20 protein-coding genes are annotated in these 17,320 nt (G+C 70.6%); 7 read left to right on the top strand and 13 right to left on the bottom strand.

What is annotated here, in order from left to right:
- Positions 1-18: 18 nt before the first annotated feature.
- On the top strand, positions 19-957 hold the full coding sequence (locus ACZ6ZP_RS27785) for an amino acid ABC transporter permease (RefSeq protein WP_361464310.1): 939 nt from the start codon (positions 19-21) through the stop codon (positions 955-957).
- Positions 954-1,715: an amino acid ABC transporter ATP-binding protein gene (locus tag ACZ6ZP_RS27780; protein WP_351163749.1), complete on the top strand. Its 762-nt coding sequence runs from the start codon at positions 954-956 to the stop codon at positions 1,713-1,715. Before ACZ6ZP_RS27785 ends, ACZ6ZP_RS27780 begins: the two co-directional genes overlap by 4 nt.
- A gap of 74 nt (positions 1,716-1,789) precedes the next feature.
- Here the strand turns inward: ACZ6ZP_RS27780 and ACZ6ZP_RS27775 are convergent, their stop codons facing one another.
- Positions 1,790-2,551: a class I SAM-dependent methyltransferase gene (locus ACZ6ZP_RS27775; protein ID WP_351163747.1), complete on the bottom strand. Its 762-nt coding sequence runs from the start codon at positions 2,549-2,551 to the stop codon at positions 1,790-1,792.
- Between the two features lie 104 nt (positions 2,552-2,655).
- Here ACZ6ZP_RS27775 and ACZ6ZP_RS27770 point away from each other — a divergent pair, with 104 nt between their 5' ends.
- Positions 2,656-3,285, top strand: a complete 630-nt coding sequence (locus ACZ6ZP_RS27770; protein WP_351163744.1) for a CGNR zinc finger domain-containing protein — start codon at positions 2,656-2,658, stop codon at positions 3,283-3,285.
- Here ACZ6ZP_RS27770 and sodX read toward each other — a convergent pair.
- Positions 3,189-3,629: a nickel-type superoxide dismutase maturation protease gene (gene sodX / locus ACZ6ZP_RS27765; protein ID WP_351163741.1), complete on the bottom strand. Its 441-nt coding sequence runs from the start codon at positions 3,627-3,629 to the stop codon at positions 3,189-3,191. The genes ACZ6ZP_RS27770 and sodX overlap by 97 nt on opposite strands.
- 144 nt (positions 3,630-3,773) lie before the next feature.
- Between sodX and sodN the strand changes: the two genes are divergently transcribed.
- The gene (gene sodN / locus ACZ6ZP_RS27760; protein WP_160507177.1) at positions 3,774-4,169 is read left to right on the top strand and encodes a superoxide dismutase, Ni; all 396 of its coding nucleotides are present in this window, start codon (positions 3,774-3,776) and stop codon (positions 4,167-4,169) included.
- Between the two features lie 90 nt (positions 4,170-4,259).
- Here the strand turns inward: sodN and ACZ6ZP_RS27755 are convergent, their stop codons facing one another.
- Positions 4,260-4,553 (bottom strand): DUF3303 family protein, encoded by a 294-nt coding sequence (locus ACZ6ZP_RS27755; protein ID WP_361464532.1) that lies wholly within the window; start codon positions 4,551-4,553, stop codon positions 4,260-4,262.
- 533 nt (positions 4,554-5,086) lie between these two features.
- On the opposite strand from ACZ6ZP_RS27755, the gene ACZ6ZP_RS27750 reads away from it, so the two are divergent.
- Complete coding sequence (locus tag ACZ6ZP_RS27750) at positions 5,087-7,114, top strand: GTP-binding protein (RefSeq protein WP_469408769.1); 2,028 nt, start codon at positions 5,087-5,089, stop codon at positions 7,112-7,114.
- Between the two features lie 43 nt (positions 7,115-7,157).
- On the opposite strand, the gene ACZ6ZP_RS27745 is transcribed toward ACZ6ZP_RS27750, so the two are convergent.
- Positions 7,158-8,096, bottom strand: coding sequence for a sigma-70 family RNA polymerase sigma factor (locus ACZ6ZP_RS27745; RefSeq protein ID WP_399979262.1), 939 nt, complete (start codon positions 8,094-8,096; stop codon positions 7,158-7,160).
- Positions 8,097-8,218: 122 nt separating this feature from the next.
- On the opposite strand from ACZ6ZP_RS27745, the gene ACZ6ZP_RS27740 reads away from it, so the two are divergent.
- Positions 8,219-8,686: a pyridoxamine 5'-phosphate oxidase family protein gene (locus tag ACZ6ZP_RS27740; RefSeq protein WP_351163734.1), complete on the top strand. Its 468-nt coding sequence runs from the start codon at positions 8,219-8,221 to the stop codon at positions 8,684-8,686.
- 32 nt (positions 8,687-8,718) lie between these two features.
- Here ACZ6ZP_RS27740 and ACZ6ZP_RS27735 read toward each other — a convergent pair whose 3' ends face one another.
- The 9 genes from ACZ6ZP_RS27735 to ACZ6ZP_RS27695 form a co-directional block, all read right to left on the bottom strand.
- Positions 8,719-9,795: an HAD-IA family hydrolase gene (locus ACZ6ZP_RS27735; RefSeq protein WP_351163732.1), complete on the bottom strand. Its 1,077-nt coding sequence runs from the start codon at positions 9,793-9,795 to the stop codon at positions 8,719-8,721.
- Positions 9,796-9,874: 79 nt separating this feature from the next.
- Positions 9,875-10,684: a hypothetical protein gene (locus ACZ6ZP_RS27730; protein ID WP_469408766.1), complete on the bottom strand. Its 810-nt coding sequence runs from the start codon at positions 10,682-10,684 to the stop codon at positions 9,875-9,877.
- A 178-nt stretch (positions 10,685-10,862) separates the two neighbouring features.
- The gene (locus ACZ6ZP_RS27725) at positions 10,863-11,471 is read right to left on the bottom strand and encodes a nucleotidyltransferase domain-containing protein (RefSeq protein ID WP_469408764.1); all 609 of its coding nucleotides are present in this window, start codon (positions 11,469-11,471) and stop codon (positions 10,863-10,865) included.
- A gap of 5 nt (positions 11,472-11,476) precedes the next feature.
- Entirely contained in the window at positions 11,477-11,854 is a 378-nt protein-coding gene (locus ACZ6ZP_RS27720) for a GntR family transcriptional regulator (protein ID WP_351163724.1), read from the bottom strand.
- A 73-nt stretch (positions 11,855-11,927) separates the two neighbouring features.
- Positions 11,928-12,200, bottom strand: a complete 273-nt coding sequence (locus tag ACZ6ZP_RS27715) for a hypothetical protein (protein WP_399979249.1) — start codon at positions 12,198-12,200, stop codon at positions 11,928-11,930.
- Between the two features lie 156 nt (positions 12,201-12,356).
- Complete coding sequence (locus ACZ6ZP_RS27710) at positions 12,357-13,133, bottom strand: ANTAR domain-containing protein (protein ID WP_399979246.1); 777 nt, start codon at positions 13,131-13,133, stop codon at positions 12,357-12,359.
- Positions 13,134-13,188: 55 nt separating this feature from the next.
- The gene (locus ACZ6ZP_RS27705) at positions 13,189-13,818 is read right to left on the bottom strand and encodes a GNAT family N-acetyltransferase (protein WP_469408762.1); all 630 of its coding nucleotides are present in this window, start codon (positions 13,816-13,818) and stop codon (positions 13,189-13,191) included.
- A gap of 382 nt (positions 13,819-14,200) precedes the next feature.
- Positions 14,201-15,268, bottom strand: coding sequence for a family 2 encapsulin nanocompartment cargo protein polyprenyl transferase (locus tag ACZ6ZP_RS27700; protein WP_468614130.1), 1,068 nt, complete (start codon positions 15,266-15,268; stop codon positions 14,201-14,203).
- Positions 15,269-15,364: 96 nt separating this feature from the next.
- The gene (locus ACZ6ZP_RS27695) at positions 15,365-16,771 is read right to left on the bottom strand and encodes a family 2B encapsulin nanocompartment shell protein (RefSeq protein ID WP_351163715.1); all 1,407 of its coding nucleotides are present in this window, start codon (positions 16,769-16,771) and stop codon (positions 15,365-15,367) included.
- A 244-nt stretch (positions 16,772-17,015) separates the two neighbouring features.
- Between ACZ6ZP_RS27695 and ACZ6ZP_RS27690 the strand changes: the two genes are divergently transcribed.
- Positions 17,016-17,264: a hypothetical protein gene (locus tag ACZ6ZP_RS27690; RefSeq protein WP_351163713.1), complete on the top strand. Its 249-nt coding sequence runs from the start codon at positions 17,016-17,018 to the stop codon at positions 17,262-17,264.
- Positions 17,265-17,320: the final 56 nt, after the last annotated feature.

Here is a 17,320-nt window from a genome sequence, read left to right as displayed (position 1 = left end):
CGCTGAAAGGCCACCCCCGTGACAACCGACATCTCCAAGAAGGGACCGGAGGACACACCCCCGTCCTCCCGCCCTGAGGCCATCAAGGCCATCCCTGTCCGGCACTACGGCAGGTATGTCTCCGCGGTCATCGCCATCGGTGCACTCGCCGCGATCGTCTACGCGTTCGCACAGGGCGACATCAACTGGGACGCGATCCCCGACAACTTCTTCGACGAGCGCATCCTCAAGGGTGTCCGCGAGACCCTGCTCCTGACCTTCCTGTCGATGCTCATCGGCGTGGTCGGCGGCATCGTCCTCTCGATCATGCGCCTGTCGAAGAACCCGGTGACCTCGTCGATCGCCTGGTTCTACATCTGGTTCTTCCGGGGTACGCCGGTCCTGGTCCAGCTCTTCATCTGGTTCAACCTCGGCTTCGTCTTCGAGTACGTGAACCTCGGCCCGTTCTACAAGGACGAGTGGTCGGACTTCATGACGCCGTTCCTGACGGCGCTGCTCGGCCTCGGCCTCAACGAGGCCGCGTACATGGCGGAGATCTGCCGTGCCGGTCTGCTCTCGGTCGACGAGGGCCAGACGGAGGCCTCCCAGGCGCTCGGCATGAGCCACGGCAAGACGCTGCGCCGGGTCGTGCTTCCGCAGGCGATGCGCGTGATCGTGCCGCCGACGGGCAACGAAGTCATCAACATGCTCAAGACGACGTCCCTGGTGGCCGCGGTCCAGTACTTCGAACTGCTGCGGTACGCCCAGGACATCGGCACCTCGTCCGGCGCCACGGTCGAGACCCTGCTCCTGGCGGCGGCCTGGTACCTGATCATGACGTCGATCCTCAGCATCGGTCAGTTCTACCTGGAGCGCTACTACGCGCGCGGTTCGTCGCGCTCGCTGCCGAACACGCCGTGGCAGAAGATCAAGGCCAACATGCTGTCCCTCAACAGCCCGCGGGGAGGCACCGCATGACCGCCATGGTGAAGTCCGAAGGCGTGCACAAGTCCTTCGGCAACGTCGAGGTCCTCAAGGGCATCGACCTGGAGGTCAAGTCGGGCGAGGTCTTCTGCCTCATCGGCCCCTCCGGCTCCGGCAAGTCGACGTTCCTGCGCTGCATCAACCACCTGGAGAAGGTCAACGCCGGGCGGCTCTACGTCGACGGCGAGCTGGTCGGCTACCGGCAGAAGGGGGACAAGCTGTACGAGCTCAAGGACAGCGAAGTCGCCCTCAAGCGCCGGGACATCGGCATGGTCTTCCAGCGCTTCAACCTCTTCCCGCACATGACGGCCCTCGAGAACGTCATGGAGGCGCCGGTCCAGGTCAAGGGCGAGTCGAAGGCGGCGGCGAAGGCGCGTGCCGGGCAGCTCCTGGAGCGGGTCGGCCTGGCCGACAAGGCGAAGAACTACCCTTCGCAGCTCTCGGGCGGCCAGCAGCAGCGCGTGGCCATCGCCCGCGCGCTCGCGATGGAGCCGAAGCTGATGCTCTTCGACGAGCCGACGTCGGCGCTCGACCCGGAGCTGGTCGGTGACGTGCTCGACGTCATGCGCGATCTCGCCGAGTCCGGCATGACGATGATCGTCGTCACGCACGAGATGGGCTTCGCGCGCGAGGTCGGCGACAGCCTCGTCTTCATGGACGAGGGCGTGGTGGTCGAGTCCGGCCACCCGCGTGACGTCCTGACGAACCCGCAGCACGAGCGGACGCAGTCGTTCCTGTCCAAGGTGCTGTAACGCGTACCCACGCGACGCGTACATGCGAAAGGGGCGGTGCGGATCCACGATCCGTACCGCCCCTTCGTGCTGCGCTACTTGAGGCCGAGCACCATCGCGTCCGACGGCGACGACCACACCGTGCGCGCCTCGCCGAAGCCCGCGTCACGCAGGGTGCGCGCGTGCCACTCGGGCGAGGGGGTGTCGCCGTCCGCGTGCTCGCCGTAGATCTCGAAGCGCTTGGCGGTGGGCTCGGCGAGGACCGGGTCCTTCGCGGCGAGCTGCCACCAGTCCTTCCAGTCCACGGCGCCCTCGGCCTTGGCCTTCTCCATGCGGGCGTGCCGCTGGGCCCGGTCGGCGTCGTTCAGACGGGGCGTCGCGGGGTCGGGCATGTGGTCGGCGTTCAGGAAGACGCCGCCGTCCCTGACGAGTCCCGCGAGCTGGCCGTAGAGCGTGGTGAGGGGCTCGCTGTGCAGCCAGTGCAGGGCCGTGGCGGTGAGGACCGCGTCGTACGTGTCGTACGGCAGCTGCGCCGCCCACTGGGGGTCCTTGAGGTCCGCGGTCACGAAGGTGACCCGGTCGTCCCCGGCGAAGGTGCCCTCGGCGATGGCAAGGAGCGCGGGGTCGAGGTCGACGCCCGTGCTGACCGCGTTCGGGAACCTCTTGAGCAGCCGGTCCGTAATACTCCCCGTACCGCACGCGAGGTCGAGGACGCGCGGTTCGGTGCCGACGACGGCCTCGACCATGTCCAGCATGACCCGGAACCGCTCCTCGCGGTCGGGCAGATACCACTCCTGCTGCCGGTCCCAGCTGTCCTGCCAGGCACGCCAGTCGGTTCCGGACACCGTTTCCGTCATCAGAAGTCCTCCCGTACGTAATACGCTCTCGTAATACCCTCGAAGCACGCGCAACCGTTACTCACGCACGTGATGAAGATAGCCCGCCCCGGTAAGGACTACAAGTGGAACTGGCCTATTACTCGGACTACGCCGTACGTCTGGTCAACAGCGAGGAGCCGGGTCGCAACAAGGACACGCTGACGTCGGTCGAGGCGATCCGCGAGCTGTTCGGAGGCGGTTCGCAGGCGGCACGTCGCGCCACGGACTCCGACGTCACCCGCTTCCGCTCGGTGCGGGCCAGGCTCAGGGCGGTCTTCGAGGCGGCCGACAGCGGGGACGAGACCCTCGCGGTCGACCTCCTGAACTCCCTGCTCATGGAGTTCCCGGTCAGCCCGCAGATCTCCGGCCACGACGACCGCGACGACGCGGGCAACCCGCTGTGGCACATGCACCTGGCGGACCACCCGTCGAACGCGACGTCCGGGTACGCCGCGATCGCCGCGATGGGCCTCGCCTTCCACCTCACCGAACACGGCGTCGACCGCCTGGGCCTGTGCGAGGCAGCGCCCTGCCGCAACGCCTATCTCGACACGTCGACAAACCGTTCCCGACGCTACTGCTCGGACCGCTGCGCGACCCGCGCCAATGTCGCCGCCTACCGCGCCCGCAAGCGCCTGGAGACCGACCGGTCGGCCAGCACCGGCCGCGCGGCCGAGACGGCCCAGCGCAGCAGGCTCAACGGCGACCGCTGACCGGACCCGGACCGGGGCGGGCGGTAGCGGAACCACACCTTCCCCAGGACGAGTTCCTCGGGCACCGTGCCGTAGTCCGTGCTGTCCCCGCCCGCGTACGCGTTGTCCCCGAGCACCCACCAGCCGCCCTCGCGCCGCTCGGCGGCGCGCTTGACGACCAACAGGTCCTGCTGGAACGGATGGCGGAGCACCACCACGTCACCCGCTCGGACCCGTGCGCCCCACTGCACCACCAGACGGTCCCCGTGGTACAGCGTCGGCACCATCGAAGGGCCGGTCACCTCGGCCGCGCCCAACGGCAAGATGGCCCTTCTCCCTTCGCTCTCCTGCGACAGCTCCGGCATCACCGCACCTCCCCGGTCCTATCCTCCACGAGTCCCAGTCTGACCCTGGACTTTTGTCCTAAGCCCAAGGGGGCACTCGCGAAAAGCCGTCTCTCACGGAGTAATGTCCCACCTGAGAAGACGATCACGAGGAAGGACCGCTGCATGCTTTCCCGCCTGTTTGCCCCCAAGGTAAAGGTCAGCGCCCACTGCGACCTCCCCTGCGGCGTGTACGACCCGGCCCAGGCCCGCATCGAGGCGGAGTCGGTCAAGGCCGTCCAGGAGAAGATGGCCGCCAACGACGACGCGCAGTTCCAGACGCGCGCCATCGGCATCAAGGAGCAGCGCGCGGAGCTCGCCAAGCACCACGTGTCCGTGCTCTGGAGCGACTACTTCAAGCCCCCGCACTTCGAGAAGTACCCGGAGCTGCACCAGCTGGTCAACGACACCCTCAAGGCCCTCTCGGCCGCCAAGGGCTCGTCGGACCCGGCCACGGGCCAGAAGGCGCTCGACTACATCGCCCAGATCGACAAGATCTTCTGGGAGACCAAGAAGGCCTGACCTCACCGGTCGTAGGCCTGACCTCACCAGGTCACACGGAAGCACCCGGCATCCGCGCGGAGCCGGGTGCTTCTGGCGTTCTCGCCCCCGTCATCCCTGCAGCGCGGAGAGCCCCTTCCGCAGATCCTCCGCGTTCATCACCGGGTAGATCTCGATCTCGGCACCGAGCTCCAGGAAGAACGGCTCCGCGATGGACGGCATCTCCGAGCTGTCCTGCATGTCGAAGACGAAGGTGGCGCACCGCCCCCCATCACTGGGACCGAAGTACGCCGCCTCGGGCTTGATCTGCTCCGTCACCGCCTGCATCAGCTTCGGCAACGTGCCGTTCTTGATCGCCTCGTTCGAGATCTGTGTGTCCAGACGCGCTCTCAACATGACCCTCATGGCACTCACTCCTCCCTTCAAGCGTCCTCCGCCCCACCCATATCCGCATCCGCGCCACCCCGCTGAGCTGTTCCAGGCGGCGGCGGAACGACGGGCGGCGGATGCGGTCGCCCAGTGCGGAGGTCCGCGCTTCCGCCGGTCCCGCCGCTTCCGCCGGTCCCGGCGCTTCGGCCGGCCCCGCCGCTTCCGCCGCGCCCTCCCGCTCCCCGGTGGCGCGTGCGCCACAGTGCCGTGCCGCACAGCCATGCCAGATAGCCGCCGCCTGCGATGCGCAGGGCGTCGTTCGCGAGATGCGATGCCGTGAGCAGGGCCGTCAGGCCGATCGCCGTCGCCACGCCCCAGGCCGGGCAGCCGGTGAGGATGCCGGCTCATCGCCGCCCCTTCCGTCGCGCCGCCCCATTAATCGGTTGCCGCCCCGGGCCGCCCCCTGCTGCACTTGCCGTACGCCTCGACCCGTCAAGGAGACGCAATGCGCCGTTTGTTCATGTCCAGCCAGAAGGGAATCGCCATCGACCCAGAGGACATGACACTCCGTGCATACGTCGAGCACGTCCACCACCCTGAACCTGGGAATCCTGGCGCATGTTGACGCCGGGAAGACCAGCCTGACCGAGCGGCTGCTGCACGCCGCCGGTGTCATCGACGAGATCGGTCGCGTCGATGCGGGAAGCACCCAGACCGATTCGCTGGCCCTGGAGCGGCAGCGCGGGATCACGATCAAATCCGCCGTGGTCTCCTTCGCCGTCGACGACGTCACCGTCAATCTCATCGACACCCCCGGCCACCCGGACTTCATCGCCGAGGTGGAGCGGGTGCTGAGCGTGCTCGACGGCGCCGTACTCGTCGTCTCCGCCGTCGAGGGCGTCCAGGCGCAGACCCGCGTGCTCATGCGGACGCTGCGGCGGCTGCGCATTCCCACGCTCGTCTTCGTGAACAAGATCGACCGACGCGGCGCGCGCCACGAGGAGCTGCTGCGCGACATCGCTCAGCGGCTCGTGCCGGACATCGTGCCCATGGGGACGGTCCACGCTCTCGGCGGCCGCGACGCGGGCTTCGTCCCCTTCGGCGCCGACGATCCGGCCTTCACCGACCGCCTCGTCGACGCGCTCGCCGCGCACGACGACGCCCTGCTCTCCGCGTACGTCGACGACGAGGCGGGCCTCTCCTCCGAGCGGCTCCGCACGGAACTCGCCGCGCAGACCGGACGGGCCCTGGTGCACCCGGTGTTCTTCGGCTCGGCGGCCACCGGCGCGGGCGTCGCCGAACTCATGGCGGGCATCCGGGATTTGCTGCCCTCCGAGGACGGCGGCCCGCTCGCGGACGCACCCGTGTCCGGCACCGTGTTCAAGGTCGAGCGCGGGGACGCCGGTGAGAAGGTCGCGTACGTCCGGATGTTCGCGGGGACGGTCCGCACCCGGGACCGGCTGCCGTTCGGCGGCGGTCGCGAGGGCAAGGTCACCGCGGTCGGCGTCTTCGACCGCGGGTCGGCGGCCCCGCGCGAGGGGGTGTGCGCGGGACAGATCGGGAAGCTGTGGGGGCTCGGCGACATCCGGATCGGCGATGTCGTGGGCGCGGGGCCCGCGGCGGGGCGAAGGGGCGGAGGCGGTCGGCATCACTTCTCGCCGCCCACCCTGGAGACCGTCGTCGTCCCCGCCAGCCCCGGCGACAGGGGCGCCCTGCATCTCGCGCTCGCCCAGCTCGCCGAGCAGGACCCGCTGATCAATCTGCGGCAGGACGATCTCCGCCAGGAGGTGTACGTGTCGCTGTACGGCGAGGTGCAGAAGGAGGTCATCCAGGCGACCCTCCTCGACGCGTACGGAATCGACGTCACGTTCCGTGAGACCACGACCGTCTGCGTGGAGCGCGTGACCGGGAGCGGGTCCGCGTACGAGATCATCGGCACGGACTCCAACCCGTTCCTGGCCACCGTCGGTCTGCGCGTCGACCCCGGACCGCCGGACTCCGGCGTGGAGTTCCGGCTGGAGATCGAGCTCGGTTCGATGCCGTACGCGTTCTTCCGCGCCGTCGAGGAGACCGTGCGCGAGACGCTGCTCCAGGGGGTTCACGGCTGGGAGGTCGGCGACTGTGTCGTCACGATGACGCACTCCGGCTACTGGCCCCGGCAGAGCCACGCGCACGGCACCTTCGACAAGAGCATGTCGAGCACGGCCGGTGACTTCCGGCAGCTGACGCCGCTGGTCCTGCTGAGCGCGCTGCGGCGGGCCGGCACCGAGGTGCGCGAGCCGCTGCACCGCTTCCGGCTCGGCGTCCCCGAGGACGTGTTCGGGCAGCTCCTGCCCGCGCTCTCACGGCTGCGGGCGGTCCCGCACACCCAGACGGCGCGCGGAGCCTCGTACGTCGTCGAGGGAGAGATCCCCGCCGCCCGCGTGCACGAGCTGGAGCAGCTGCTGCCCTCGCTGACGCGCGGCGAGGGCGAGCTCGAGTCCGCCTTCGAGCGCTACCAGCCGGTCCGGGGCGAGGTCCCGGACCGGCCGCGCACCGACCGCAATCCGCTCTGCCGCAAGGAGTACCTGCGGGAGGTGGCGGGTGTCAGGCGCTGAGCCGGCCGAGCGCGAGGAGCGCGGGTCATACGCGGAACGCGGGTCAGGCGCGGAACGCCGGAAGGCCGAGGGCGCGCACGCGGGCGGGGTCGACGAGGATGTTGAGCTCGACGATCCTGCCGTCCGAGAGCGTGAACTCCATGACCGAGAACACCTCGTCGCCCGGTACCCCGACCAGGCCGAGCCGGCCGTTGACCATCGCGAACTCGGTACGCGGCGCTCCCTCGGCGAACATCGCGGCCTGCCCGGCGACCACCTTCGCGCCGCGCACCAACTTCGAGAGTCCGGAGGCCAGTTCGCCGGTGTCGGCCCGCAGCACCACATCCGGGTCGAGCAGTTCGAGCAGCGCGTCGAAGTCGCCGCCCCGCGCGGCGGCGAGGAAGGCGCCGACCACCTCGCGCTGGCGCACCGGGTCGTTGTCGGGCGTGGGCGCCGAGCCCTGTACCCGGCGACGGGCACGGCTCGCCAGCTGGCGGGTCGCGGCCGGGGTGCGCTCCACGATGGGGGCGACCTCGTCGAAGGGCACGGCGAACATGTCGTGCAGCACGAAGGCGAGCCGCTCGGCGGGCGCCAGCGTCTCCAGGACGACGAGCAGCGCGAGGCCGACCGAGTCCGCGAGCAGCACCTCCTGCTCGGGGTCGACCACGTCGCCCCAACTCACCACGGGATCGGGCACATGCGTGTCCAGCGAGAGCGACAGGGACTCCTCGCGCCGCGACTGCCGCGTACGCAGCATGTCGAGGCAGATCCGGCCGACGACGGTCGTCAGCCAGCCCCCCAGGTTCGCCACCTCACCGGTGTCGGCGCGGCTGAGCCGTATCCAGGACTCCTGGACCGCGTCATCGGACTCGCTGAGCGAACCGAGCATGCGATAGGCGACGGCCTTCAGATGCGGCCGGTGCTCCTCGAAACGGGCCGCCAGCGCTTCGCTCCGGTTCACCGCTGCCTCGCCATGGTCGACCGCCGCCTCGTTATGGTCCATCTGTCACGTTCCCCCGTCGCGATCCGTCGTAGAAGTGACGCACCGATCCAGTGCACTTGGAGGAGAACAGTAATGAACGCGTACGCCATACCGGCCGCCCGCACCTCGAACCGGCGCAGCTCATGAGCACGCGGACGACCGGTCCCCGCGCGCCCGAGCAGCGCAAGCGGGACGCGCTGCACCGCCTCACCCACGACATCGACGCGTGGGTGGCGACGGCGGACGCGGAGAGCGGGACCCCGTACCTGATCCCGCTGTCCTTCCTCTGGGACGGCGAGAGCCTGCTGGTGGCCACTCCGGACGCCAGCGTCACGGGCCGCAATCTCCGGGCGTCCGGCAAGGCGCGGGTCGGCGTCGGGCCCACCCGCGACCTCGTCCTCATCGAGGGGGCCGTGCGCCCGCTCGGCGAGGACGAGTTGACCGCCGAGGACCGCGCGGACTTCGCCACCAAGACGGGCTTCGACCCGAGCAGGCTCACCACCCTGTACACCTACTTCCGCATCACCCCGCAGCGGATCCAGGCCTGGCGCGAGGCCGACGAGCTGGAGGGGCGGGAGCTGATGCTGGGCGGGCGGTGGACGGTGCGGTGAGGCGGGCGGGAGACGCGGGCCGGTGCCGGCCGTCAGCTGTGGCCGAGCACCGGGGCCAGCGCCTTCCGTAGATCGTCGGGTCCGGTGTAGTGGAGCCCCACCATGCCGAGCGCGACCGCCGCGTCCACGTTCTCCTTGCGGTCGTCCACGAACAGGCAGCGCTCGGCGGGGACCCCCGCCCGCTCCACGGCGATCTCGTAGATGCGGCGGTCCGGCTTGACGATGCCGACGCCCGCGCTGCTGACCACGGTGTGCGCGAGGTCCGCGATGCCGAGCCGCGCCAGGTCCTCGTCGAGCCAGGGCGTCGCGTTCGTCACGAGGCCCACGTGCAGGTGCGCGCGGGCCCGCCTGAGCAGGTCCACGACGGCGGCGTCGGCGGAGAACCCGGCCTCGGCGACCGCGGTGCCCAGGGCGCGTCCGCGCTCGTAGGGCACCCGGTCGGCGAGGCCGCGTGCGATGGCCTCCACCCACTCCTCCTTGCCGATGTTGCCGAGCATCAGCGGCTGATCCGTCTCGGGCGCGAAGGCGACCTCGGCGGTGCTGCCCTGGGGGAGACCGGCGGCACGCTCCATCGCCTCGATCTCCGACATGTCGTAGAAGCGGATCACTCCGTCGAGGTCGGACAGCACGGCGTCGAACGGCAGCGGCGGCACCTGCCAGGCGAAGCGCAGCTTCTCCTTGGCCTCGGCGCCGATCCGGCCGTAGAAGCGGACGGCGCCCTCGTTCCAGGCGGGCGTCTGCCACTGGACCTCGGTGATGCCAAGGGAGCGGGCCTCTGCCGCCACCGCGTCCGTCAGGAGCTCGCCGAGGCCCAGGCCCCGGTGTCCGTCGCGCAGGAAGAGGCAGTCCATGTGGAGGTACTCGGCGCCGTCCCAGGTGGAGATCTCCGGCGCGCACGTGGCGTAGCCGACGACGTCGCCGCCGGGCAGCTCGGCCACCAGGCAGCGCAGGCGCGGGTCCGGCACCCCGAAGAGGAGCGTGTCGAGCCGCCGGTCCAGGCCGGGGGCGGGCGGCGCGCCCTTCTCGTAGGCGGCGTGCTCGGCGACGAGTTCCACGACGCGGGGGAGGTCGGCGGGGCGGGCGCGGCGGACGCGGGGTGCTTCCGTCATCGGAGGTCCTCGGCAAGCTCGGTCATGTCCATGCGCCCATGATGCAGATGTCCCCTGCCGCGCGTGCCGCCGAGGTGCCCTACCGGTCGCCGAGCACCCGCTCCGCATTGGCCCGCACCCGGTCCTGGTCGGCGCGCACCGCCTCGTACGCGTCCTTGTGGCGGGTCACGTCGGCGCGCTGCTTCTCCTCGCGCACCGCCCACCACACACCGGCCGTGTTGTGCTCCCGCTTGCACTCGACGTCGGCGGTCGCCGTGGCCAGCTCCTTCTTCGTACGGCCGGTGTTGCCGCCTTCGTCGTTCCCGCGGCCCCACGCCTTGTCCTGGAAGGCGTGGGCCGGGGTCTTGTAGCGCTTGACGCCCTTGTTCCCCATGCACCGGGACCAGGTGGCGAGTGCCTTGCGCACCCGCCGGTCCTTGGCGACGGCCTTGTCCACGATCTCGCTCCGCCGGGAGACGTACGTCCACATCCGCGTCTTGTCCCGCACGCCTGCGACGAGGCGATCGGCGCCGCTGCTCCCGCAGTCCCCGCCTCCGGCGGACCCCCGGCCCCCTCCGTTCAGCGCGTCGTACTCGGCGTCCGTCATGACGCGGCCCTCGGGCCGCGCGGCATCGGCCGGTGACCGGTCCGGGTCCCAGCCGTAGCCCCAGCGGCGGGCGCTGTCGAGATCGAGCGGTCCGTACGGATACGACGCCATCGCCACCGCGATCAGCGGCGCGGCCTCTCTGTACTCCGGCGTCTTCGGATGGAGGGGGAAGTCCTCGAAGCCGAGCCTGCGCATGCAGTCCCGCGTCATGTGTGCCTGCGCCTCCGTGTGGCGCCGGGTGTCGCGCGCGCTGAACCCGTAGCGGTCGAAAGGCAGCTCAGGGAGGTCCTTCTCCGTCTTCACGGAGGGCACACCGGGTTCACCCGGGCCTCCCCCGGACGCAGCGGACCCGCATCCCGCGAGCATCACAGCCACCAGACCCGCGACGCCCCACCGGGTCGTCCCCCGCAGCCCCATCGGTCCGTCCCCTCCCCAGGCGACCCACGTACCGGAACCGTCGGACCATACCCTCCCGCCCGCGTCAGGCCCGCAGCCGGGCGACCCAGGGGTGCGGTCCGTACGCGATCTCAACAGCCCATGCCAGCCAAGCCCGTTGGGACGGGGACAGTACGGGCAGGAGCGCGTCGAAGTCCCGCTCGTCCTTGGGGTGGGGCGACTTGCCCTTGTAGAGGAGCTGGATCTCCGGTGCCAGGCGGGGGATGCCGTCCGCGCCGACCGGGCCGATCTCCTCGACGGGCCGTCGCACCCGCCGGTCGCGGCGCGACACCCAGACGGGGCCGTCGGCCTCCTCCAGCATGAACTGAATCCGCCACGGCTCCCCGCCGCCGGGCCTGCACCAGATGTCGTGCACGCCGGCCGGCAGCACCTCCCCCGGCAGCCACCGCCGCAACGTCCCCGGCGGATCGGCGGCCCACCACTCCCACGACGGCAACGCCTCCTGCACGGCGAGCTGATCGCGCCGCAGCAGAGCCACGTCGATGTCCGCGTGCTCCCGGAAGGCGTGGCCGACGGCCAGCTCCACCGCGTACCCGCCGGCGATCCACCACGGGACGCGCAACTCTGCCAAGCGAGCGGCGACTTCGGCGGGCGAGTCCGGTTCCCACGGCCCCCAGGGTGTCTCCGTACGCATCGCGCTCACCCCCTCAGTGCCGTGTCCACCAGGGAGCGCACCTCGTCCGCCGAGAGCCCGAGCTCCAGCGCTTCGGCGACGAACACCCGCACCCGCTCCCCCAGTTGGGCCCGCGCCCGCACCACGGCGCCGTCCACGACGGTCGCGCCGCGCCCCCGCCGGAGCTCGATCAGCCCTTCCGCGCGCAGCCGCTGGTAACCACGCAGCACCGTATGGACGTTGACCCCGAGGGAGTCGGCCAGCAGCCGGGCGGCGGGCAGCCGCTCACCCGGCCGCACGGAGCCGTCGGCAACGGCACGGCGCGCGCACGCGGCGATCTGGTCGGCGAGGGGCACCGCCGAGGTCGCGTCGATCCGCACCATGGCCGTCATGAAAACCTCCATTGTTCGCATTTTAGTAGAACAATGGACGTGTGCGGGAGCGCGCCGCCTCGCTCATCGGGCCTCGGCCGTCGCCTCAGTCGTCGTCGGAGCGCGCGGGTGCGGGCTCGACCTCGGCTTCGGCCTCGACCGGTTCAGGTTCCCCGCGCTCGTGGCGCTCGTCGCGTGCGTCGCGTTCGTCGACGCACGCGGCGCACCGCGGGTTGTGGCACGGGCCGGGGCCCCACACAGGGACGAACACCCCGAGCACCTTGCGCCGCTTGATGGCCGTACCGACAGGCCGTCCGCAGCTCGCGCACACCGGCTCGCTCTGCGGGCGGGGGCCGGACCGGCTCCCATCGCTGCCCATACGTCCAGAATATGGCGGCCGGGACGGGCCGGAAAGTCCAGCTGCCGGGCCGGATGTCGGCGCTTCCTGCGGTACGTCCGAGACGGTGGCCGCCACGGCCCTGGACGATCTGGCGGGGACGGCCGCGCCGGGGGTCTCGGGGGCGGGGCCGCCGCGTCACACGCGGCGAATTCCCTCGGTGTCGAGCTCTCCCTCCACCACCTGCCGCGCGCACTCCGAGAGCCGCAGCCGGTTGGCCCGCGCATGCCGCCGCAGCGCCGCGAAGGCCTCGTCGACCGTGCACTTCCAGCGCTCGGCGAGCACGCCCTTCGCCTGCTCGATGGCGATCCTGCTGGTGAGCGCCTCCTGCAACTGGCCGCGCTCCGCCTCGCTCTGCTCCAGGGAACGCCGCTGCAGTATCGCGATGGTGGCGACGTCCGCGAGAGCCTGCGCGAGCGCGATCTCGTCGGGACCGAGGACCCTCGGCTGCACCTGGAACAGATTCAGCGCGCCGAGGACCTGCTCGCCCCGCCGCAGGGGCAGGACCTGCGTCATCTCGTAGCCGGTCTCCCGGGCGCGCCCGGCGAACTGCGGCCAGGTGGTGGTCGCTTCCAGGCCGCCGAGTGCGATGTTCGTGTACGCCGTGCCGGAGCGGAAGCAGTCCAGGCACGGGCCCTCTTCCTGCTGGAGGGCGAACAGGTCGAGCACCCAGGCGTGCTCCCCGGACGCGGCGATGAGCCGCAACTCGCCCTCGGGGTCCGCCAGCAGGACGCCGGCCGCCGAGGCGCCCAGCAGCTCCACGCAGCGCACGGCCAGGCTCTGGAGAAATGCGACGACGTCGAAATCCTCGGTCAAGGAGTTGGCCACCTCCACGAACGCTTCCGCCAGAAGTCGGTCGCGGGACGTTTCACCGGACGCTTCACGGGTCAATTCACCGGACAGTTCGCGGGACATGTGGCTCGCCCCCCTTCGGTGTGTCCACGGACAACACAACGCTGCTGCAACGACTTTATGCGAATATGCCGCTGTCGTGACCACCCGCGGCGAAAGGCAGGGGCTCCCGCCACATGGGCCACAGGGACGGGCCGTCCGGCAGGTCGATGGACTTTCCAGTGAAATGGAATCCGAGCCGGGTGTACAGCTCGCGGCTGCGGCTGTTGCTCGCCTCCAGATAGGCGTGCAGGCCCTCCCGGTCGCACCGTTCGAGAACCGCGCCGATCAGGGCGGAGCCGATCCCCTCGCCCTGTCGCTCGGGGCTCACGCCGATCATGTGCAGATACTGGTGGGCCCGGTCGGTCGGGTGCGCCTCGCCGGTCAGCCTGCCGATCTCCTCCACCCGCGCGTTCTGCGGGTCGACGGCCTCGCGGAGCTGCGCGGGCCCCTCCTCCTCGCCCTCCTGCTCACCCGCGGGGACGGACCACCACAGGGCGACGGCCGCGCCGTCGTCCGCGATGTCGACGTGGCCCTGGCTCAGCGCGAGATCGAGGAAGGCGCCCATCAGAGCGCCGTGCCTGCGGCGGCGGTGCTCCTCGTCGGGGAAGACCCAGCTGCTCACCGGATCGTCCCGGAACGCCTCGTCGAGCAACCGGACCACGTCCGATCTGTCGCTCGCCCCGGCCCTCCGGATGACTACGCCCACAGCCCGCCCCTTTGCCACTCGACCACGCTCAACTGCGTGTACTGCCCCACCGGTTGCTTCCGTTGCAGCCTAGGCGATCGCGTCGTGACATACGGGCGAGCCCCGCACCCTGACCGGATCTCGGCGGGGTGCGGGGCTGGGAGACGAGGTGCGGGACCGAGAGAGGGGGCGCGGGACCGAGAGAGGAGACCGACCCGACGGACGTACGTTCAGTCGCGTACGTTCAGTCGCGCACGTTCAGTGCGCACGTTCAGTGCGCACGTTCAGTGCGCACGTTCAGTGCGCACGTTCAGTGCGCACGTTCAGTGCGCACGTTCAGTGCGCACGTTCAGTCGCGCACGTTCAGTCGCGCACGTTCAGTGCGTACGTTCAGCGCATACGTTCAGTGCGTACGCCGCGTCACGAACTCCGCGAGCGCCAGCAGGCCGCCCGCCTCCTCCGGGACCGGCACCGCGCGGGCCAGCTGGTTGATCGCGAGGGACATCCGGTCGGCCGCGTGCAGCAGCGCCCAGTCCCTGCCGCCCGCCGCCTCGACGGCGTGCGCCATGCGCTCCAGGTCGCCGTCCCGCTCGGCGCCGCGCGAGGGCCGTCCGTACAGCTCGGCCAGCTCGGCGCCGGCCGGGGTGCCGGAGGCCAGCGCCGCGACCACCGGAAGGGACTTCTTGCGGGCCGCCAGATCGGCACGGGCCGGCTTGCCGGTGTGCCCCGGGTCGCCCCAGATGCCGATCACGTCGTCGATGAGCTGGAAGGCGAGCCCCGCCTCACGGCCGAACCCGTCCAGCGCCTCCACCACGCCGTGCCCCGCCCCCGCGTACAACGCGCCCAGCGCACAGGCGCAGCCCAGCAGTGCCCCCGTCTTGGCCTCGGCCATGGCGAGGCACTCGTCGAGCGTGACCTCGTCCGGGCCGCGCCGTTCCAGCGCGCAGTCCGCGTGCTGGCCCGCGCAGAGCTCCACCACGCAGGCGGCGAGCCGGGCGGCCGCCGCCGAGGCCCCGGGGTGCGGGTCCTCGGCGAGCAGCCGCTGCGCCAGTGCCTGGAGCGCGTCACCGGCCAGAACCGCGTCGGCTTCGCCGAACACGGTCCATGCGGTGGGCCGGTTCCTGCGGGTGGTGTCGTGGTCGATGACGTCGTCGTGCAGCAGGGTGAAGTTGTGCGTCAGCTCCACCGCTGCCGCCGCCCGGACGGCCATGGCCTGGTCCCCGCCGAGCGCCCGCACCGCGGCGAGCACGAGCGCGGGCCTGATCGCCTTGCCCGCGTGCCCGGCCGCCGGTGTGCCGTCCGCGTGTTCCCAACCGAAGTGGTAGAGCGCGATACGGCGCATCGCTCCGGGCAGCGAGTCGATCGCCCGGCGCAGCTCCGGGTCGACGCGAAGCCGCGCCGACGCCAGGATCTCCGCCGCTTCGGACGCTTCGTACCCCATCTCCGTCATGTCCGTCGTCGTGTCCGTCATGGACTCACCCCGGGGAGGATGCGGACGGTGGCGTTTCCTGGGCCTGTGGGCGCGTACGGAAGGGGTGTACCCGGGAGCGCGTCCACAGACACGGCCTCACCGCCAGCGGCCGATCTCGACGTTCTCCAGGACGCCCAGCGCGTCCGGCACGAGCACCGCCGCGGAGTAGTAGGTCGACACCAGGTACGAGATGATCGCCTGCTCGCTGATGCCCATGAAGCGCACGGACAGGCTCGGCTCGATCTCGTCCGGGATGCCGGTCTGGTGCAGGCCGACGACGCCCTGCTCCTCCTCGCCCGTACGCATGCAGATGATCGAGGTGGTGCGGGCCTCGGTGACCGGGATCTTGTTGCACGGGAAGATCGGCACCCCGCGCCAGGTGGGGATGCGGTGGCCCCCCATGTCGATGGTCTCCGGCACGAGACCGCGGCTGTTGAGCTCGCGGCCGAACGCGGAGATCGCCCGCGGGTGGGCCAGGAAGAGCTTCGATCCCCGCCTGCGGCTGAGCAGCTCGTCCATGTCGTCCGGGCTCGGCACGCCGTCGTGCGGCTGAAGCCGCTGTTCGTACTCGCAGTTGTTGAGCAGCCCGAACTCGCGGTTGTTGATCAGCTCGTGCTCCTGGCGCTCCTTGAGCGCCTCGACCGTCAGCCGCAGCTGCTGCTCGGTCTGGTTCATCGGCTGGTTGTAGAGGTCGGCCACGCGCGTGTGGATGCGCAGAACGGTCTGCGCGACGCTCAGTTCGTACTCGCGCGGCGCCGATTCGTAGTCGACGTAGGTGCCCGGCAGGACCGCTTCGCCGACGTGCCCGGAGGAGAGGTCGATGGGCGCCTCGCCGAAGTTGTTCGTCCGCTGGGCCGGGACGGACCGCAGCCGCTGAAGATGCTCGCGCAGCGAGTCCGCGCGCTCCGCGACCTGCTCCAGGTCCTGGCGGGGCAGCGTGAGCACGGTGCACGCGGTCACCGCCCGCGTCGTGTACTCCCAGATGGCCTCCGGGTCGAGCAGGGCCTGCTCGCCGAAGTAGGAGCCGTCGGCGAGCGACGCGAGCACCGTGTCGTCGCCGTACGGACCGGTGCCGATCTTCTCGACCCTGCCGTGCGCGAGCAGGAACACCTCGTCGGCCTGGCTGCCGAAGGAGGTGATGACCGAGCCCGCGGCGAACTCCCGCTGCTGGCAGCGCTGGGCCAGCTCCCCCAGGACCTCGATGTCCTCGTAGTCCCGCAGGACCGGCAGCTCGCCGAGCTCCGCCGGGATGACCTGCACCCGGTCCCCGGTCTTCACGAACGTCACCCGTCCGTCGCCGACCGAGTAACTCAACCTCCGGTTCACTCGATACGTACCCCCCTGCACCTGCACCCACGGCAGCGTCCGCAGGAGCCAGCGGGAGCTGATCTCCTGCATCTGCGGCGCGGACTTGGTGGTGGTGGCCAGATTCCGTGCGGCCGACGTACCCAAACTCTGCTGCGGCCTGGACTCTTCCGCACGGACCTCTTCGCCTACCGACATTGGCTATGCCCTCCCGATCAAGCACTGATCTGCGTCGTCAACCCTTCCAGCACGGTGAGTGCCCGCGCCATTACACAAACGAGGGGGAATGGATCACGCGAGACGGGGAACTCACCCGCGTACCAGGAACGGGGGCTCCCGCGGTGGGGAACTCCAAGATCCGTGCAGCCGTTGAACAGGACACAACGACCGGTACTCTCTGCACCGATATGCACCAATCCGCACCAATCCGTAGGAGACGGCAATGGCAGGCTTCCTGGATCGCGCCAAGGAACAGGCGCAGCGCGGACTCACGCAGGGCAAGCAGAAGATCGACGAGGTCCAGGCACAGCGCACGGGCGGCGATCTCCTGAAGAAGCTGGGCGCGGCGTACTACGCGCAGCAGCACGGCACGGGAACCCCCCAGGCCACCCAGCAGGCCCTGCAGGCGCTCGAGGCGCACATCGCGACGAACGGCGACGCGTTCCTGCACAGCAGCGACCACCGCGGCTGACCAGATCGGCTCGCACGGTGCCCGAACAGCCACGGAATGCATCCGAACGGCTGGTC

Source organism: Streptomyces sp. NPDC054047, assembly GCF_055585065.1.
This window is presented reverse-complemented; position numbering and strand designations above follow the sequence as displayed.

What these genes read in the sequence shown, in the direction of transcription:
- ACZ6ZP_RS27780 (WP_351163749.1), top strand. Translation starts at nt 954, where the DNA reads ATGACCGCCATGGTGAAGTCCGAAGGCGTGCACAAGTCCTTCGGCAAC.
- ACZ6ZP_RS27775 (WP_351163747.1), bottom strand. Translation starts at nt 2,551, where the DNA reads ATGACGGAAACGGTGTCCGGAACCGACTGGCGTGCCTGGCAGGACAGC.
- sodX (WP_351163741.1), bottom strand. Translation starts at nt 3,629, where the DNA reads ATGCCGGAGCTGTCGCAGGAGAGCGAAGGGAGAAGGGCCATCTTGCCG.
- sodN (WP_160507177.1), top strand. Translation starts at nt 3,774, where the DNA reads ATGCTTTCCCGCCTGTTTGCCCCCAAGGTAAAGGTCAGCGCCCACTGC.
- ACZ6ZP_RS27755 (WP_361464532.1), bottom strand. Translation starts at nt 4,553, where the DNA reads ATGAGGGTCATGTTGAGAGCGCGTCTGGACACACAGATCTCGAACGAG.
- ACZ6ZP_RS27745 (WP_399979262.1), bottom strand. Translation starts at nt 8,096, where the DNA reads ATGGACCATAACGAGGCGGCGGTCGACCATGGCGAGGCAGCGGTGAAC.
- ACZ6ZP_RS27740 (WP_351163734.1), top strand. Translation starts at nt 8,219, where the DNA reads ATGAGCACGCGGACGACCGGTCCCCGCGCGCCCGAGCAGCGCAAGCGG.
- ACZ6ZP_RS27735 (WP_351163732.1), bottom strand. Translation starts at nt 9,795, where the DNA reads ATGACGGAAGCACCCCGCGTCCGCCGCGCCCGCCCCGCCGACCTCCCC.
- ACZ6ZP_RS27725 (WP_469408764.1), bottom strand. Translation starts at nt 11,471, where the DNA reads ATGCGTACGGAGACACCCTGGGGGCCGTGGGAACCGGACTCGCCCGCC.
- ACZ6ZP_RS27720 (WP_351163724.1), bottom strand. Translation starts at nt 11,854, where the DNA reads ATGGAGGTTTTCATGACGGCCATGGTGCGGATCGACGCGACCTCGGCG.
- ACZ6ZP_RS27715 (WP_399979249.1), bottom strand. Translation starts at nt 12,200, where the DNA reads ATGGGCAGCGATGGGAGCCGGTCCGGCCCCCGCCCGCAGAGCGAGCCG.
- ACZ6ZP_RS27710 (WP_399979246.1), bottom strand. Translation starts at nt 13,133, where the DNA reads ATGTCCCGCGAACTGTCCGGTGAATTGACCCGTGAAGCGTCCGGTGAA.
- ACZ6ZP_RS27700 (WP_468614130.1), bottom strand. Translation starts at nt 15,268, where the DNA reads ATGACGGACACGACGACGGACATGACGGAGATGGGGTACGAAGCGTCC.
- ACZ6ZP_RS27695 (WP_351163715.1), bottom strand. Translation starts at nt 16,771, where the DNA reads ATGTCGGTAGGCGAAGAGGTCCGTGCGGAAGAGTCCAGGCCGCAGCAG.
- ACZ6ZP_RS27690 (WP_351163713.1), top strand. Translation starts at nt 17,016, where the DNA reads ATGGCAGGCTTCCTGGATCGCGCCAAGGAACAGGCGCAGCGCGGACTC.